Annotated in this window: 16 protein-coding genes; 7 read left to right on the top strand and 9 right to left on the bottom strand. The window is 44.3% G+C overall.

Annotated elements, in window-relative coordinates:
• The first annotated feature begins 417 nt into the window (after window positions 1-417).
• From ndhD1 to MICAI_RS10720, 3 genes are all read left to right on the top strand, one after another.
• Window positions 418-2,001 carry a photosynthetic/respiratory NAD(P)H-quinone oxidoreductase subunit D1 gene (gene ndhD1, locus MICAI_RS10735; protein WP_008201529.1) on the top strand — a complete coding sequence of 528 codons (1,584 nt, stop codon included), beginning with the start codon at window positions 418-420 and terminating at the stop codon, window positions 1,999-2,001.
• Window positions 2,002-2,405: 404 nt separating this feature from the next.
• Window positions 2,406-2,735, top strand: a complete 330-nt coding sequence (locus MICAI_RS10725; RefSeq protein WP_008201524.1) for a hypothetical protein — start codon at window positions 2,406-2,408, stop codon at window positions 2,733-2,735.
• Window positions 2,736-2,776: 41 nt separating this feature from the next.
• Entirely contained in the window at window positions 2,777-3,055 is a 279-nt protein-coding gene (locus MICAI_RS10720; RefSeq protein WP_002735949.1) for a hypothetical protein, read from the top strand.
• A gap of 212 nt (window positions 3,056-3,267) precedes the next feature.
• On the opposite strand, the gene MICAI_RS10715 is transcribed toward MICAI_RS10720, so the two are convergent.
• A complete protein-coding gene (locus MICAI_RS10715) occupies window positions 3,268-4,032 on the bottom strand; it encodes an ABC transporter ATP-binding protein (protein WP_008201521.1) in 765 nt (254 codons plus the stop codon).
• Between the two features lie 255 nt (window positions 4,033-4,287).
• The gene (locus MICAI_RS10710) at window positions 4,288-5,100 is read right to left on the bottom strand and encodes an inositol monophosphatase family protein (protein WP_008201519.1); all 813 of its coding nucleotides are present in this window, start codon (window positions 5,098-5,100) and stop codon (window positions 4,288-4,290) included.
• A 61-nt stretch (window positions 5,101-5,161) separates the two neighbouring features.
• Between MICAI_RS10710 and scpB the strand changes: the two genes are divergently transcribed.
• Together scpB and MICAI_RS10700 are read left to right on the top strand one after the other, a co-directional pair.
• Entirely contained in the window at window positions 5,162-5,680 is a 519-nt protein-coding gene (scpB, locus tag MICAI_RS10705) for an SMC-Scp complex subunit ScpB (RefSeq protein WP_008201517.1), read from the top strand.
• A gap of 136 nt (window positions 5,681-5,816) precedes the next feature.
• Window positions 5,817-6,167, top strand: a complete 351-nt coding sequence (locus MICAI_RS10700; RefSeq protein ID WP_008201515.1) for a DUF760 domain-containing protein — start codon at window positions 5,817-5,819, stop codon at window positions 6,165-6,167.
• A 288-nt stretch (window positions 6,168-6,455) separates the two neighbouring features.
• Here the strand turns inward: MICAI_RS10700 and MICAI_RS10695 are convergent, their stop codons facing one another.
• From MICAI_RS10695 to MICAI_RS10670, 6 genes are all read right to left on the bottom strand, one after another.
• On the bottom strand, window positions 6,456-7,319 hold the full coding sequence (locus tag MICAI_RS10695) for an NAD(P)-dependent oxidoreductase (RefSeq protein ID WP_008201512.1): 864 nt from the start codon (window positions 7,317-7,319) through the stop codon (window positions 6,456-6,458).
• A 25-nt stretch (window positions 7,320-7,344) separates the two neighbouring features.
• Window positions 7,345-8,004: a class I SAM-dependent methyltransferase gene (locus MICAI_RS10690; RefSeq protein ID WP_008201510.1), complete on the bottom strand. Its 660-nt coding sequence runs from the start codon at window positions 8,002-8,004 to the stop codon at window positions 7,345-7,347.
• A gap of 13 nt (window positions 8,005-8,017) precedes the next feature.
• Entirely contained in the window at window positions 8,018-8,875 is an 858-nt protein-coding gene (locus MICAI_RS10685) for a DUF6671 family protein (RefSeq protein WP_008201508.1), read from the bottom strand.
• A gap of 119 nt (window positions 8,876-8,994) precedes the next feature.
• The gene (locus tag MICAI_RS10680; protein ID WP_008201506.1) at window positions 8,995-9,852 is read right to left on the bottom strand and encodes a S1 RNA-binding domain-containing protein; all 858 of its coding nucleotides are present in this window, start codon (window positions 9,850-9,852) and stop codon (window positions 8,995-8,997) included.
• A 96-nt stretch (window positions 9,853-9,948) separates the two neighbouring features.
• The gene (locus MICAI_RS10675; protein WP_008201504.1) at window positions 9,949-10,683 is read right to left on the bottom strand and encodes a dienelactone hydrolase family protein; all 735 of its coding nucleotides are present in this window, start codon (window positions 10,681-10,683) and stop codon (window positions 9,949-9,951) included.
• Between the two features lie 121 nt (window positions 10,684-10,804).
• A complete protein-coding gene (locus tag MICAI_RS10670; protein ID WP_008201502.1) occupies window positions 10,805-11,620 on the bottom strand; it encodes a Cof-type HAD-IIB family hydrolase in 816 nt (271 codons plus the stop codon).
• Between the two features lie 494 nt (window positions 11,621-12,114).
• On the opposite strand from MICAI_RS10670, the gene MICAI_RS10665 reads away from it, so the two are divergent.
• Window positions 12,115-12,594: a hypothetical protein gene (locus MICAI_RS10665; protein ID WP_002782775.1), complete on the top strand. Its 480-nt coding sequence runs from the start codon at window positions 12,115-12,117 to the stop codon at window positions 12,592-12,594.
• A gap of 218 nt (window positions 12,595-12,812) precedes the next feature.
• On the top strand, window positions 12,813-14,465 hold the full coding sequence (locus MICAI_RS10660; protein ID WP_008201498.1) for an acetolactate synthase large subunit: 1,653 nt from the start codon (window positions 12,813-12,815) through the stop codon (window positions 14,463-14,465).
• 100 nt (window positions 14,466-14,565) lie between these two features.
• Here the strand turns inward: MICAI_RS10660 and MICAI_RS10655 are convergent, their stop codons facing one another.
• Window positions 14,566-15,813: a DUF4912 domain-containing protein gene (locus tag MICAI_RS10655; RefSeq protein WP_008201496.1), complete on the bottom strand. Its 1,248-nt coding sequence runs from the start codon at window positions 15,811-15,813 to the stop codon at window positions 14,566-14,568.
• Window positions 15,814-15,904 lie beyond the last annotated feature (91 nt).

The following is a 15,904-nucleotide window of genomic DNA, read 5'->3' as shown; positions in this document are numbered from 1 at the left end:
AGCCGACAATTTTTAACACCTACCTGCTTATTTAGAGATTTTCTGCAACCTCATCGCTATTTTTCCCATTTTTGAACTCTTAAAAATTAATTAGGCCAGAAGTCTCTTGAAACTTAACAATATTAACAGACAAGGACGGGAAAATAATTGCTAGATTGGGTTAGGTACAGTCAAATGTAACCGCGAGAACAAGCGAAAAAAAGGCGGTTTTGCTAAGTAAAACCGTCAAAAGACCTTAGCTTAATTTCTCGATTCTGACGATTAAATAAATATTAAAAAGTCGGACATAAATTCTGTTGTCTATCTTAAGAAATGTAAATTGCCGCAATTCTTACTGACGACCGACTCCTGACGACCGACTCCTGACTCCTTACCCCACAGTTAACTTTACTTTTGTCCAACTACTTAAAACAGCCGATGAATCTAACGAACTTTCCTTGGTTAACTGCCATCATCCTTTTTCCCATCGTCGCTGCTTTATTGGTTCCCATAATTCCCGATAAAGACGGTAAAACCGTGAGATGGTTTGCTCTGACGGTGGGATTAATCGACTTTGCCCTAATTATCTACGCTTTCTATAGCAGTTACGATTTCGCTAATCCCAATCTGCAATTAGTGGAAAGTTACCAATGGTTGCCCGAAATTGACCTAAGATGGTCCTTAGGAGCCGATGGCCTCTCCATGCCTCTGATTATCTTAACGGGATTTATCACCACTCTGGCTATCTTAGCGGCTTGGCCGGTCACTTTTAAACCGAAACTATTCTACTTCCTGATGCTGTTGATGTACGGGGGACAGATTGCAGTGTTTGCCGTGCAGGATCTGTTACTGTTCTTCCTCGTCTGGGAATTAGAATTAGTCCCCGTCTATCTCATCCTCTCCATTTGGGGCGGTAAACGCCGTCTCTACGCGGCCACCAAATTTATCCTTTACACCGCCGGAGGCTCCCTATTCATCCTTGTAGCGGCGCTGACGATGGCTTTTTATGGCGATACCGTCTCCTTTGACATGGTGACTATTGCTGGTAAAGACTTCCCCCTGAAACTGCAATTATTCCTCTACGCCGGTTTCCTGATTGCCTACGGGGTAAAACTGCCGATTTTCCCCCTCCATACTTGGCTGCCGGATGCCCACGGCGAAGCCACTGCCCCCGCCCATATGTTACTAGCGGGAATTTTGCTTAAAATGGGTGGTTATGCGCTCTTACGGATGAATATGGGGATGTTACCCGATGCTCACGCCGTTTTCGCCCCCGTTTTGGTGATTTTAGGGGTAGTTAATATTATCTACGCCGCCTTAACTTCCTTTGCCCAACGCAATCTTAAGCGCAAAATTGCCTATTCTTCCATCTCTCACATGGGATTTGTGCTGATTGGCATGGCTTCCTTTACCGATATTGGTACAAGCGGGGCGATGTTACAGATGATTTCCCACGGACTGATTGGGGCGAGTTTATTCTTTATGGTCGGTTGTACCTACGATCGCACCCATACCCTGATGTTAGACGAGATGGGCGGTGTCGGCAAGAAAATGAAGAAAGTTTTTGCTATGTGGACCACCTGTTCCCTCGCTTCCCTAGCTTTGCCCGGGATGAGCGGTTTTGTGGCGGAATTAATGGTATTTATTGGTTTTGCCACCAGTGATGCCTATAGTCCCACTTTCCGCGTCATCATCGTCTTTTTAGCGGCTATCGGTGTCATTCTCACCCCGATTTATCTGTTGTCCATGTTGCGAGAAATTCTCTACGGGCCAGAAAATAAGGAATTAGAAGAACACCATGCCCTAGTAGATGCGGAACCCCGGGAAGTCTTTATCATCGCTTCTCTATTAGTGCCAATTATCGGCATTGGACTCTATCCCAAAGTGGCCACGACGATTTACGATGCTACTACCAATAAATTAACCGCCCTAGCGCGTAATTCTGTTCCCAGTTTAGTGCAACAGGCAAAGGCAAAAACCCCCAGTTTCTACCTTTATTCCCTAAAAGCCCCCGAAATCTAAGGATTTATCAGTTATCAGTTACCAGTTACCAGTTATCAGATTTGAGTTTTAAGTGAGCAGTATTAAATCCCACTTTCCGCACTTCTTAACATTCAATTGATAATTTTTACTAATATTAAATCCGGTTATTAAAGAATGATTATTTATTCCCTCTTGTGCATGAGTGCATGAGTAGAAAACGGGTTTCTCGGAGAAACCCGTTTTCTGTGCGTTACTCAACGGATTTAGTATTATTATACTTTTAATTGATTGTGTGATTATTTTAATGCGATCGCTACTGAGTACAGCCTGGAGAATTATTAGAATTAGTCCCCACTGGAGCAATCGCGCCCACAGAAGATTAGGCGGTCGCAACGCGCTCGCTACGCGAGACCGCAACATGGCAAAATATAGGAGTTTAGCTCATGTCTAACGAAACCGTGACTTATTCCCTAGAAGCTGCTCTAACAAGGATTGAGGGAAAAATAGACTCTCTACAAAGGGATGTTAACAAGCTAGAAATAGGACAATCAGAGTTAAAAGGGGAGATTAAAGCCTTAGGCTTTAAGGTTGAGGGCATCGATAAAAGATTAGAGAAAGTAGAAAACGAGCAATCTGTTTTAGTTAAGTCTGTTTCTGACTTACAGGGATTTCGGGGGTTAATTTTACCTCTAATTGTTGGGGGAATTAGTGCCGGTATCGGGGCAATAATCACCGTCAGTATCAGATTTTCTCTGCTCGCTGGCAAACCCTAAATAAGGCGATTATAACATAGCAAAATATAGGAGTTTAGCTCATGTCTAACGAAACCGTGACTTATTCCCTAGAAGCTGTTCTAACAAGGATTGAGGGGAAAATAGACTCTCTACAAAGGGATGTTAACAAGCTAGAGATAGGACAATCGGAGTTAAAAGGGGAGATTAAAGCCCTAGATGAGCGACTAACCACAGAAATTAAAGGATTAACTGCAAGAGTCGCTAATCAGGAATTTACCAATCGAGGGATTCTAATCGCTTTGGTTGTTGCCATTTTGGGAGGGGCAGCCAAACTTTTTGGTTTTCTTCCCAATCCCTAACAGATATCTAATTAGGAAGTTGCCGTTTTCTTGGCTCTTCTAGGTTCTGTGTGATAAGTTTAATTGACATAGGATCGATCGATCTTTGTGTCCTTTGTGTCTTTGTGGTTCGTTCCACCCCCTCGCTCTTGAGAAATGTATCTTAGAATACATTTTACCCACCAAAGCTGGGAGAGCCTTTTCTTTTCACTGATAACTGAAAAATCCCTACCCTACCCAATCACCTCGTGTAAATCCGTCGGTGCGAGATTAGGATAAACCACTTCACCATCCTTAAACCAGATAATGCGCTGAGAGTGACGCGCCACATCAGCCTCGTGAGTTACCATGACGATAGTAATGCCACTGTTATTCAATTCCGAGAAAATAGCCATCACCTCTTGGGTAGTTTTCGAGTCTAGCGCCCCCGTCGGTTCATCAGCAAGTAATAATATGGGTTGATTGACAATTGCCCTAGCAATAGCAACGCGCTGCTGTTGTCCCCCCGATAATTGATTGGGTTTATTGTGCAGTCGATTATCTAATTTTACCTTCGTTAAAGCAGCGATCGCTCTTTCCTTTCTTTCCTGGGGAGGAACCCCACCATAAATCATTGGTAACATGACATTTTCCAGCGCACTCATCTGGGGTAAAAGATGGAATTGCTGGAAAACAAAGCCGATTTTACGATTGCGAATCTGAGCTAAATCCCCATCCGGCAGCGTAGAAACGTCGAGATTTTCTAGATAATAAGCTCCCGAGGTGGGACGATCAAGACAGCCGATAATATTCATGGCCGTGGATTTTCCCGAACCCGATGCCCCCATAATAGCGCAATATTCACCTTTTTTTAGGCTTAAATTGACGTTATTAAGGGCTTTAACCATGGTTTCGCCACTGCCGTAGATTTTAGATACATTTTCGAGGCGAATAATTACTGGCTGATAGACTTCGGCTTTATCGTTGCGTTCGCTGAGAGAGGAAGTATCAAAACTCATGAAATAAATTCGTGGGGGCAGGGTGTGGGGTGTAGGGTGTGGGGTGTAGGGTTTTAGCGATTTTTAGGGGGTCAATTACCTAATTTTCAGGCAAAAAGTGCCTAAATTTCCCCCCGATCACTCCCATATCTGGTACTTTTTGATTTACAAAAACTCTCAAAGTCTTAACCCACAAGGGTTTTACCATTATTCAGCAAGCCCTAAATAGAGATAAAACCAATAAATGCAGCTATTCTAACCTGAGCAATTCTCCATTCAAGCAACATCCTTGAGAAAACCGACCAGAGGCAAGAAAACCGGCGCTAAATTCGATCGAGCCACGGCTAAACAGGGATAGGATCGATCGCTATAATTTTCCCCCACCTGCAAGGGAAAAATCTTTTCTCCTAAAGAGATAAATACTCCGCCAGCGGCCTGTAGAATTGCCCAAACCGCGGCAATATCCCAGACTTTTGGGGTTGCTTCCACTCCTCCCAACACCGTGCCATCGGCAACCAAAAGCAGATTATAACTAGCCACTCCTATCATCCGCACTTTGCAGGGAAAGGGATTTTTTAATATATCTGTACTGCGAGCGCAGAGATTGAACAGATGATTTTTGCTGGGAAAATCGTCGCTGGTGTGAATCGGTTGACCGTCGCGGTAGGCCCCTAGCGGACCGGTTAAACCCGTCTCACCGTACCAATAGCCATAATAGGCCTGTTTTAGGCAGGGGAGATAAACAAATCCGAACACGGGAGTCCCCCGGTAGAGAAGTCCTAGGGAAATGCCCCAGATGGGAATACCGCGAGTAAAATTAGTCGTGCCGTCGATCGGATCCACTACCCAACACCATTCTTGATCCGGGAAAATATGGGTAGTTTCCTCGGTTAGGACTCCATGATCCCGGAAAGTGCCAGCAATTAGCGATCGCAATTCGCCATCAGACCAACGGTCGGCAGCCGTCACTAAAGTCCCGTCTGCTTTATTGGTGGCCTGTAATTTGCCAAAATCAGCTAGTAGGCGATCGCTCACCTGGCCGGTAGCCTGATAACAAAAGTCTAAAACCTGACTCCAAAAAGTTTCCATAATTTTCTCGTTCGTCTTCTAGTAGAATATTAAATCATTGTCTAAACTTAGGTAGTCGAGATTGAGCGCGGAAGCCCACCAGGAGATCAGACTAGCTACCCGTCTAGAAGCGATACTTTACCTAAAAGGGCAGCCTGTCCCCTTAACCGAGATGGTGACGTTGACCAACAGCGATCGCTTGACGGTAGAAGATGCCATGATCGAGTTAATGTCCGATTATGCTCACCGGGATAGTGCCTTGGAAGTGGTGGAAACCCCCCTCGGTTATAGTTTACAATTGCGGTCAGCTTATCAGAATTTGATCGAAGACCTGATCCCGGCCGAATTAGGTACAGGAACTCTCCGCACTTTAGCAGCGATTGCGCTCAAAGAACCGATTTTGCAAGCGGATTTAATTAATTTACGGGGCAGTACGGCCTATCAACAGGTTCAGGACTTGGTAGAACGAGGATTTGTGAGAAAACGCAAGCAAAATGAAGGTAGATCCTACTGGTTAGAAGTAACCGATAAATTTCATCAATATTTCGAGGTTGACAATCTTAGGGAACAGGGTATTCTGGAATCTACCGATCAGGAATAAGGAGAGAGAGGGTGTATTATGGGTAAATATTTCTGATCACTGAGCTAAACTTGAAGAAGATAGGGGGGACTTCGGGCAATCAAGAAGAGCGATTTGTTAACCTAAATCCAATAACCACTACAGCGTGGGAGTTCTGATGACTTTTAATCCTGATTTTTTTCCCTGGGAAACCGAAGAACAAAATGATAACGGTCTGATGCAGTATCTCCAGCAGCAGCACCCTGAAACCCTTGAGAGAATCGCCCAATCGGTCAGTAGCGAAATTAAAGATATTATCTCGCAAAATGTCAGGGGATTGGTGGGAGTGTTGCCCTCAGAGGATTTTGCAGTACAAATTACCACCGACCGCGAGAATTTGGCGAATCTTCTCGCTTCAGCGATGATGACGGGTTATTTCCTCGGTCAAGTGGAGAAGCGCCATCATTTAGAATCAATTTTGTTAGCTACAGAATCAATTAAATTGGGCAAAAAACCAAAAATAGATTAATCTTCAGCCAAGACAGAGACACTTTCATCGGTGTCTCTATCAGTTTTTAACCCCCTTTGGCAAAACTCACCATCACCAAAATCGAGAGCAGGATACCGGGGACAAGTAAACCCGCTAATAATCCAAATTCAGTCAGCGTCATAGGAGAATATGCCCAAAATTCCATCACTTTTTACTCTAACCCCCTCTTCCGGCCACCTCAACAAAGCTTAAGGAAAATTTAAAGCCTTTTATCGGTTTTTCTTCCTACACAAACCAAAGAGAGTCTTTTTGATGTGGGTAAGCGGTTTATAATTCTTTTTTCAGCGCCTCGTATAAAGCTGAATAATCTTGCTCTGCTAATCCCATTGCTAAAGCTTTTTCCAGAAGACGCTCTACTCCTGTTAGGGGAAAAGTGGTTAAATCTAACTTCTCCGATTCCTCTAAAAAGAGATTAACATCTTTGAGTAAATGTTTAGTGGGAAAGTTAGGGTTAGCATAATTTTTCTCTAACATTCTGGTTAATTTTTTGTCAAAAGTAGGCGCATATAAGGCACTTTGACGCAGGATAGTCATGAACTTTTCTAAATCTACTCCTTGCTGGGATAAAAAAGCTAAACTCAAAGCAAAAGCACTGGTTAGAGAGGCAATTAATTGATTTAAAGCTAATTTTAACGCCGCAGCGGTTCCCACTTCCCCGATTAACATCGGTTCTTGACCAAAATGTGCTAATAAATTTGACCATTGATGGAACTGTTTCTCCGTTGCTCCCACCATAACTAAGAGAGTGCCATTTTTAGCTTCGGGAATACTTCCTAACACGGGTGCTTCTAGATATTCTCCCCCTTTAGCCACAATTTGATCTCGCAGTTGTTTACTTTCAGAAGGAGCAATGGTTCCCATCTGGATAATAGTACGATTATTGAAGTTAGATTGCTCGGAATTTAATCCTAAAACCTCTTGGATAGCGGCGGCATTGGTTAACATTAAAATCAGACAATCTGCCTCTTGAATTACTTGTTCAGGAGAGCTAACTGTTTTGGCTCCTAACTGCTGTAAAGGTGCTAATTTTTCTAAGGTGCGATTATAGGCAATAACAGGAATTTTCTGATTTAATAATCTTTCTACCATTGGCGTTCCCATTAATCCCGTTCCCAAAATTCCAACTTTCATAACTTAATTTTACCTGATTTAGTGATTAATTTTTACTGGTTTTTATAGCTGTCCAATGACGTTCGGAAGACTGATAAATTTTAACATTTTTTAATCCAGATTGCTGGATTAAATCGGCGATTTCTGCTAGGTTAAAAGCGGCATGGAGAGAATCTTTAAATAGTTGCGCTTGTCGCAGAGAAAAATTGGGACCGATTTCCCTCACCATCCCCTGGATTATTTCCTCGGAATCGGGACGGAATAAATCTCTTAAAAAAATGCCACCATTGGGTTTTAAAACTCGCTTAATTTCCCGTAAAAAAGGCAGAGGATTTTCGAGATGATGGATTAAACTATTAGAAATAACTAAATCAAATTGCTCGGATTGGTAGGGAAGATTTTTTCCATCAACTTTCTCCAATTTGATCTGTTCTTGACAGTTAGCATTAAGGATATTTTTTTGACCAATTTCTAACATAGAATCGGCCAGATCAATAGCGATAATTTGCCATTGGGGACGCAGTTGACTGAGCATAATCGGAATGCGTGCGGTACCAGTTCCTACATCTAATACCCTAGCATTAATGCCAGCCAATTGTACGGCTTCTTTAGCAAAATTAGTATTAACTTCCGTGAAGTCCATGGCATCATATTCGATCGCTTCTTCCCGATCATCCATCACTTCTGGTTCTAAAATTCTTTCCATAGAAAAGCTATCTTTAGGGATTACAATATTCACAATACATCGGATCGGCGGTTTTTTCACCGTTGGGAAAGAGTTTTTCCTCTCGATAATCACACCTTTGACAACCGTATAGTTCCAGTTTAATTAAAGAGGTGGGAAAGTGACATAAACCACAGGGTAAACCCGCTTTTCTTTCGATAATATCAAACCCCGGACAACCACAATTAGGACATAATTGATTGAGTTTTTGAACCAGATTTGCTGTTGCAGCGGCAATCGCTTTCATCCGCGTGGGATTGTGCATAGCACGCATATCGGTTTCTAGGTGTACTTTACCGTTTTTGTCAAGAATATCTTCAACAATTTTAACGAAATTTTTCTGGTCAGTAATTCCCTTAAAAATCTGCTCGGAGTCGAGAGAATTTTTATCAAACATCACCACTAAACCATGACTAGGAAACCCTATTTTTTCGGCAAATTCTAAAGCAGCTGCTAGATTAGTGACAGTTTGGTGAGCGTGATTAGTTTCCGTGACTATTGCTTGACCAATTATTTCTAGATTATGGACTCGATCGAGCAATAAAATCAATTCACGATTACAGGAAACTAACGGCAAGTTAGGATAGGGATAAAAACTACCCTCACTGGCAATTCCGATATCGTATCCCGAAAGCTCGATCGCTTCTTGTGCCTTCCTGCGAGCGGTTTCAATTTGTGTCCCGATGCGCTTAATATCCCGGGTAAAAGTGCCAAAGCGATCGGTATCAAAATTATCGGGTACAATCACCTTAAGGCCTATTTCTTGCGCTAAAATCGGTGCAATTACCCGCTCTTTTCCGTGCATAGTCCCTAAAATTGCTATCCGATCTTGAAACATCTTTTCTTGAAACATCTTGATCAAGGAAAAAGTAAAAAACAGCAATCAGCGAAAAGAAAACGGCAATTTCCTACTTAAGACTGTCCACTTAAAACTCACATCTGATAACTGATAACTGATAACTGATAACTGATTTAACTGTCCATTGTTTTTCCCTGAGCTTGTTGTAATCTTTCTGCTGCTGTTTCCATGACTTCTGCAAAGTTTTCGAGAATTTCGCCGGGGTGCGCTTCCAGGATTTTTGTAGATAGGGAAATGCGATTTTTATATTCGTCAATTTCTGCGACTACCACTTGAATTGCCTGACCAACTTTAAAGAAAGTCATAGGAGAATTAAAAGAGGCCCCCGTCACCTGTTTAGCATGGAGTAATCCCGTCACTCCACCGCAATCGACAAAAACACCGTAGGGTTGTAATTTAACCACAGTGCCACTTAATAATTTACCCACAGCTAACTGACTGATAGCGTTAGCGCGAGCAATTTCTCGCTGAGACAAAACTAACTTATTATTTTCTTGATCGATTTGAATAAAAGTTGCGGTTAAAAGTTGTCCGATCAGGGAATCTAAATCATTTTTTTCGATTAAATGGGAGCGAGGGATAAATCCTTTTAATCCCTCCACTTCCCCCGTCACTCCTCCCTTATTCACCCCCGTGACGCGCAGCTGCACCGACTTGCCACTTTCAGAGATTTCCCTGACATTTTCCCAAGCTTTTTGTAGTAATAATTGCCGCAGAGAAAGGGTAACTTGTCCTTCCGCATCCTGTCCACGGGTAATTAGAAAATCGAATTCTGCACCTATGGGTAAAGCTTCGGCAATGGAAGTGACATTTTCCAGGGAAATTTCCCTTAAAGAAATAAAAGCGGAGGATTTGCCGCCAATATCGATATATGCTCCATCGGAGGTGTGTTGATCGACTCTCCCTCGCACGATTTGCCCTTTTTCAAATTGATAATCGTATTGATCAAGAGCTTTGGCAAAATCGTCCATGGAAAAGGCTGGGTTCGGTGTCATGATAAATAGAATGGTTACAAATGTGATTTCGAACTGCTTCCAGTGTAAGCTGAAGCTTGAGGGGTCAGACCATTAAGATTTAAGAAGGCTAAATAACTCTAGCACATGATCCCAGGCAGATTTGGCCGCCTTAGCATTATAACTAGCTCTTTGGTCGCAGAAAAAGCCATGGTCGGTATTTTCATAGCGGAAAACTCGATGAGGAATCTGATAACGGGTTAATGCCTGTTCTATCTCATCCACTTGCTTTTGAGGAATACTGGCATCTAACATCCCGAAAAATGCGTAGATTGTCCCTTTGATTTGGGGAGTCACCTTCACTGTCGCTTGGCCACCCCCAGGGGTTCCCGTGGTGATTCCTGCACCGTAAAAAGAGGCAGTAACTTTGATATCCTCTAGAGTGGAGACAAGATAAACCACATGACCACCAAAACAAAAACCGATCGTGCCGACACCAGTTTTTTGCACCTGTGGCAAACTGTAAAGATAATCGATGGTGGCCTGGATATCGCTGAGTAATTCGGCTGCTTTGGTTTGTTCCTTGTACTGACGACCGATTTCGATATCTGCCATACTGTACCCCGTTTCAAAACCGGGAGCAAATCGCTGATAAATGGCAGGAGCGATCGCTATATAGCCTTCTTGGGCAATTCTGCGGGTGACATGGCGAATATGGTCGTTTACGCCGAATATTTCCTGAATCACGATAATTGCTGGATAAATTCCCACTCGATCAGGAATGGCTAAATAGGCATCTATGTCAATATCTTTGTTAGAAATCGTAACAGTTTGCGTATTAATAGTCATAATTTTCTCGGTGAAAAGCGAATTGGTGTTAGGGTGTTGGGGTGTTGGGGTGTTAGGGTTTTAGGGTTTTAGTTTAAATTCCCCACTTCCCCATTCCCCCATTTCCCCATTCCCCCATTCCTCAAATTAAAACAAACTTTGCCAAGGCCGCGGCCACCCCATTTAAGTCTACACTGGGGGCAACCCAATCAGCTTGATCCTTAACGGCTTGGGGAGCATTACCCATGGCAACACCGACACCCGCGTAGGTGAGCATAGAAACATCATTAAAATTATCACCGATCGCCATGACGTTTTGCGGTTGTAATCCTAGGATATCTTCGGCCAAAAATTGGGTGGCGCTTCCCTTGGTAGCCTCAACGTGGGTAACTTCAAAAAAAGTCGGACTCGATTGGGTAAAGTATAAATCTTGATTTTGATAGCGTTGCTGTAAATGCTGCCAAATCTCGGCGATAAATTGCTTATCTTCCCCCATGGCCAGGATTTTAGTGGTTTTGTGGGCAACTTTGCGTAAATCTCCCACTGCTTCGGCAACAATACCCGATCGCTGGCGATAGAATTCCGTTTCCGCGTTTAATTGCCGCACATAAAGCACATCGTCCATATAAAAATTAAGGGAGATTTTCTCCTTCCATTGGGGTTGTTCGAGATAATCTAAAAGATCGATCGCCAAGTCAGGGGAAATGGGGGTATGTCGATGGTGAACTTGGGAAACAGGATCTTGAATCCAAGCGCCATTGTAAGCAATTAAAGGTAAAGTCGATTTAAGGCGTTGATGAAAACGTAAAGCCGAGCGGTACATCCTGCCAGTGCCAATAGCGACGGGAATCCCCTTTTTTTGGACGGCCGAGACAGCTTGCACCACAGCCGGATTAACCTGATTGTTATCACCGGCGATCGTTCCATCCACATCGACAACGATTAAGCGAATATCCACAGTCTTGTCCCATTCAACGGTAACAGTTAACAGTTTGCCATAAGAATTAAGTAGGGTTGGCTGAATAAATCTAAAAACCTTCTTGGATAATATCTTTAGGCTTTTTTTCCCTCAAAAAGTGCCGACCATTGGAGTGATTGGGGGGAAAATTCAGGGACTTTTTCCCTAAAAATTAGGTAATTGACCCCCTGAAAATGGGTAAAACCCCACCCACCCCTGCCCCCGATGTCGGGGGCAGGGGGGCCACACCTTGCCACCACCGAAAAACTTTTTCAGCAGACCCTAAGTAGTCGTGACCAATAAATTTAGTAGTTCATATTTACTAATTAGCTGGAAAAAGTATCGGGGGGGGAGAAAAAAGTTGATTGCGGACTGCCGACGGCTGATCATAGCTTACGTCCGGATCTTAAAATTATCAAAAGCGCACAGTCCAGGGAAGCCATTTATTTTTTACAATAGAAAATTCCCTAGATTATTTTTGCGGGAGGCAATCGGTGATTCTCAATTTTTCCTTAAGGATTGTAGCGGCCAAAGGCAGACTATTCTGTAAGTTTTCACTCTACAAAACCTATCGGGTGGTCAGTAGCGCCCCCGTCGATGTCCTCTGGCAAAAATTAATCAATGTGGCCGATGTCTCTTGGCATCCTTTGATTGCCAAGGCTGATGTTCCCTTGGGTTTAATCGCTAAACCAGGGTTAATCTATCAAGCTGTCACCCGTCTGACTCCCATTCCTATCCGGGTTTTCGTGGAAAATGTCCGCCCCGGGGAACTCCTCAGCCTCAGAGTTCTCGCTATCCCCGGTATGGAACAAAAAATGACCTACCAAGTAGAATCAACCCTCTGTGGTAGTTATATTTCCTATTCTGTCACCCTGCGCGGTTGGCTGTCCCCCTTTATCTGGTGGTTAAGTCGTCCCTATTTAGCCAAAGTCGCCGCCCAACTGGCCCACGCTGCCGAAGAATTAACAGCCTAAAAAAAAATCCCCCCATTGTGCTAATAAATAATCTGCCAAGGGTCAAGATCTAAGTCACAATGATATATGGATAGACTTAAACAAAATTTTATTCAGCTACATTGGTACATATAGTCTACTGATATCATCCCGACGAGTTGAGCGCAACAACCTCAATCCGCCGGGATGAACTATCTCTGGAGACTTCACTGATGAAGTAAGTTCTACAGGAGGGAATTATGGGGGAATTAAACACAGCCGAACTTCTAGTTAAATGTCTAGAGAATGAAGGGGTCGAGTATATTTTTGGGCTACCCGGGGAAGAAAACCTCGATGTTTTGGAAGCCCTGAAAAACTCCTCGATCAAATTTATCACCACCCGTCACGAACAGGGGGCCGCTTTTATGGCCGATGTCTATGGACGCTTGACGGGAAAAGCGGGGGTTTGTCTCTCCACCTTAGGACCGGGGGCGACTAACCTGATGACAGGGGTAGCCGATGCTAACCTCGATGGGGCGCCCTTGGTGGCCATCACCGGCCAGGTGGGAACCGATCGGATGCACATTGAATCCCATCAATACCTGGATCTGGTGGCCATGTTCGCCCCGGTGACGAAATGGAATAAACAGATCGTCCGGCCGGGTATCACCCCGGAAGTGGTACGGAGAGCCTTTAAAACCGCCCAAAGTGAGAAACCCGGGGCAGTTCATATCGATCTTCCCGAAAATATCGCCGCTATGGCTGCTGATGGTCATCCCTTGCCTCTCGATAGTCAGGAAAAAGTTTACGCTTCCTACCGGACTTTGAATATGGCGGCGGCAGTGATTTCTAAAGCGAAAAATCCCTTGATTTTGGCGGGAAATGGGGCAATTCGCGCTAATGCTAGTGAGGCTTTAACGGAATTCGCCACGGCCTTGAATATCCCTGTGGCTAACACTTTTATGGGTAAGGGGGTGATTCCCTATACCCATCCTCTGGCTCTTTGGGCGGTAGGATTACAGCAACGGGATTTGATTAGTTGTGCCTTTGATCGCAGTGATTTAATTATTGCTGTTGGTTACGATTTAATCGAGTATTCCCCGAAAAAATGGAATCCAGACGGGAAATTACCGATTATTCACATCGGCATGACTCCGGCGGAAATTGACAGCAGTTATGCCCCGGTGGTGGAAGTGGTGGGTGATATCACCGATTCTCTCATCGATATCCTCAAACGGGCTGATCGCCAGAATAAACCAACTCCTGTCACCGCAGCATTAAAGACGGAAATTCGGGCCGATTACGAAACCTATGCCAATGATACGGGTTTTCCGATCAAGCCACAAAAATTGATCTACGATCTGCGTCAGGTAATGGGACCGGAAGATATCGCTATTTGTGACGTGGGCGCTCATAAAATGTGGATGGCCCGCCATTATCACTCCGATTGTCCTAATACTTGCATTATTTCTAACGGTTTCGCCGCTATGGGTATTGCCATCCCTGGTGCGATCGCCGCTAAGTTAGTTCATCCCGATAAGCGCGTTGTGGCGGTGACGGGGGACGGCGGTTTTATGATGAATTGTCAGGAGTTGGAGACAGCTTTGCGGGTGGGAACTCCCTTCGTCACTCTCATCTTTAATGATGGCGGTTACGGTTTAATCGAATGGAAGCAGTTCAACCATTTTGGCACCTCTTCTTTTATTAAGTTTGGTAATCCCGATTTTGTTAAATTTGCCGAAAGTATGGGATTAAAAGGCTATCGGGTGGAATCTACTCAGGATTTGATCCCGATACTAGAGGAGGCTTTCCGGCAAGATGTCCCTGCGGTGATCGATGTTCCCGTCGATTACGGTGAAAATCTGCGTCTTTCCCAAAAATCGGGCGATTTAAGCTGTCAGATTTGGGAATAGAAGTTGATAGCGGCAAGCAACCTCCAAAAAAAATCCCCTAACTAAATCTCAGTTAGGGGGAAGTAATTAGGTTGGCTTTAGTAACGTTAGAAAACGCAATCTAGAACAACCATTCTAGAACCGCCTCATCTTTAGTGTTGGTATTGCGAGAGGGGGTTTCCCTGGTGAATTTCATGTGGATAGAACGATTTTGTTCACCATCGGCGGCTACGGCCATAATCGGATAATCGATTAAACCGTCTTGGAAGGACATCTGATAGCGGAAAGTGCCATCGGGATTGAGTTTGATCGGACGACCACCGATAGTTACAGTGGCATCCGGTTCGGTGGCACCATAGACGATTAATTCTGCATCGGCAACTAACCAGAATTTGCGCGGACGTTGTAGGGTTTCCGAAGCACCCATACCGATACCAGAAGCAGTCATCCCGATACCGGAAGCGGTTAGTCCCGATACCGTGGGAACTGCCCACATACCAACCCCGGAGGGGAATACATAAGAACTGATCACTTCCGACATCGGTACGGAACCAGCGACGTGCTGCATGGAACCAAACAAGGAACCGGCCACCCGTAGGGCCTCGATATCGCCGACACTCTCGAAAATTTGGTCGTAGATGGGGCTAGTTCCCGTGGTTCCGGCGCTGCTGCCGTAGCGTTTGCTGGGGGGAACGAGTTCGTAAACAGTTTTACCCACCAGTTCTTCTTCCCAGTTAACGGTGACAAAAATATCTTCAATCCAGTCGGAAGGATAGACGGGAGGAATCCGCACTAAAGGAGAACGGGCCAAAACTAACCAACGACCATCAGCACAACGATAACCGATATCGATAACATAATCTCGATCGCTGACTGGAATCGGTAAATACCATTCCCGGGCTAATTCATCACAGAGATATTCTTGGACACTGTGGGCGCCTTGGCTATTGAGATCGATATCGGTGACATCATAAAGACGCAGGGCTAATTGTTGTCCCCCTTGACGACGCAAATCTTCTTTCGATTCGTTGGGGATATCCCAGTAAGCATAGGCCCACTGAGGATCGCGCGGTAGGAGGGTAATGCGATTTTCACCGTAGCCACCGGGCAGATCTCCTAAACCATCATCCACTGAACCTAGGATATCTTCGATCGGGTTAGCTTGACCTAATTCAAATTTTGCTGCTTCCACTGGTTTTTCCTCTTTAATAATAGATTTAAAATTGCCGCTTACTCCCATAGCTTGGGTAATTGCCTCGATTAACTGCGTTTTCCGCATCCGACTGTAACGAGAGATGCTGTATTGACTGGCAACTCGTCGCAGTTGCCGCAAGGTCATCTCATCTAAGGGGGGGTATTCTGGAACCATGAGTTGACGCTCTCCGATTAGTTACGACGGCAAATGTTTTTGGGCATTTGCAAAAGCAGTGATCTGGGTAATCCTTCCAACTACTCATCGA

This window comes from Microcystis sp. T1-4 (genome assembly GCF_000297435.1).
GTDB lineage: Bacteria > Cyanobacteriota > Cyanobacteriia > Cyanobacteriales > Microcystaceae > Microcystis.
Note: the sequence above shows the minus strand (reverse complement) of the source record. Positions and strands in the feature narration are given on the sequence as shown.

Coding starts and splice junctions, on each gene's coding strand:
- ndhD1 (WP_008201529.1), top strand. CDS start 418: ATGAATCTAACGAACTTTCCTTGGTTAACTGCCATCATCCTTTTTCCC.
- MICAI_RS10720 (WP_002735949.1), top strand. CDS start 2,777: ATGTCTAACGAAACCGTGACTTATTCCCTAGAAGCTGTTCTAACAAGG.
- MICAI_RS10690 (WP_008201510.1), bottom strand. CDS start 8,004: ATGGAAAGAATTTTAGAACCAGAAGTGATGGATGATCGGGAAGAAGCG.
- MICAI_RS10655 (WP_008201496.1), bottom strand. CDS start 15,813: ATGGTTCCAGAATACCCCCCCTTAGATGAGATGACCTTGCGGCAACTG.
- MICAI_RS10715 (WP_008201521.1), bottom strand. CDS start 4,032: ATGAGTTTTGATACTTCCTCTCTCAGCGAACGCAACGATAAAGCCGAA.
- MICAI_RS10660 (WP_008201498.1), top strand. CDS start 12,813: ATGGGGGAATTAAACACAGCCGAACTTCTAGTTAAATGTCTAGAGAAT.
- MICAI_RS10710 (WP_008201519.1), bottom strand. CDS start 5,100: ATGGAAACTTTTTGGAGTCAGGTTTTAGACTTTTGTTATCAGGCTACC.
- MICAI_RS10695 (WP_008201512.1), bottom strand. CDS start 7,319: ATGAAAGTTGGAATTTTGGGAACGGGATTAATGGGAACGCCAATGGTA.
- MICAI_RS10675 (WP_008201504.1), bottom strand. CDS start 10,683: ATGACTATTAATACGCAAACTGTTACGATTTCTAACAAAGATATTGAC.
- MICAI_RS10700 (WP_008201515.1), top strand. CDS start 5,817: ATGACTTTTAATCCTGATTTTTTTCCCTGGGAAACCGAAGAACAAAAT.
- MICAI_RS10725 (WP_008201524.1), top strand. CDS start 2,406: ATGTCTAACGAAACCGTGACTTATTCCCTAGAAGCTGCTCTAACAAGG.
- MICAI_RS10680 (WP_008201506.1), bottom strand. CDS start 9,852: ATGGACGATTTTGCCAAAGCTCTTGATCAATACGATTATCAATTTGAA.
- MICAI_RS10685 (WP_008201508.1), bottom strand. CDS start 8,875: ATGTTTCAAGAAAAGATGTTTCAAGATCGGATAGCAATTTTAGGGACT.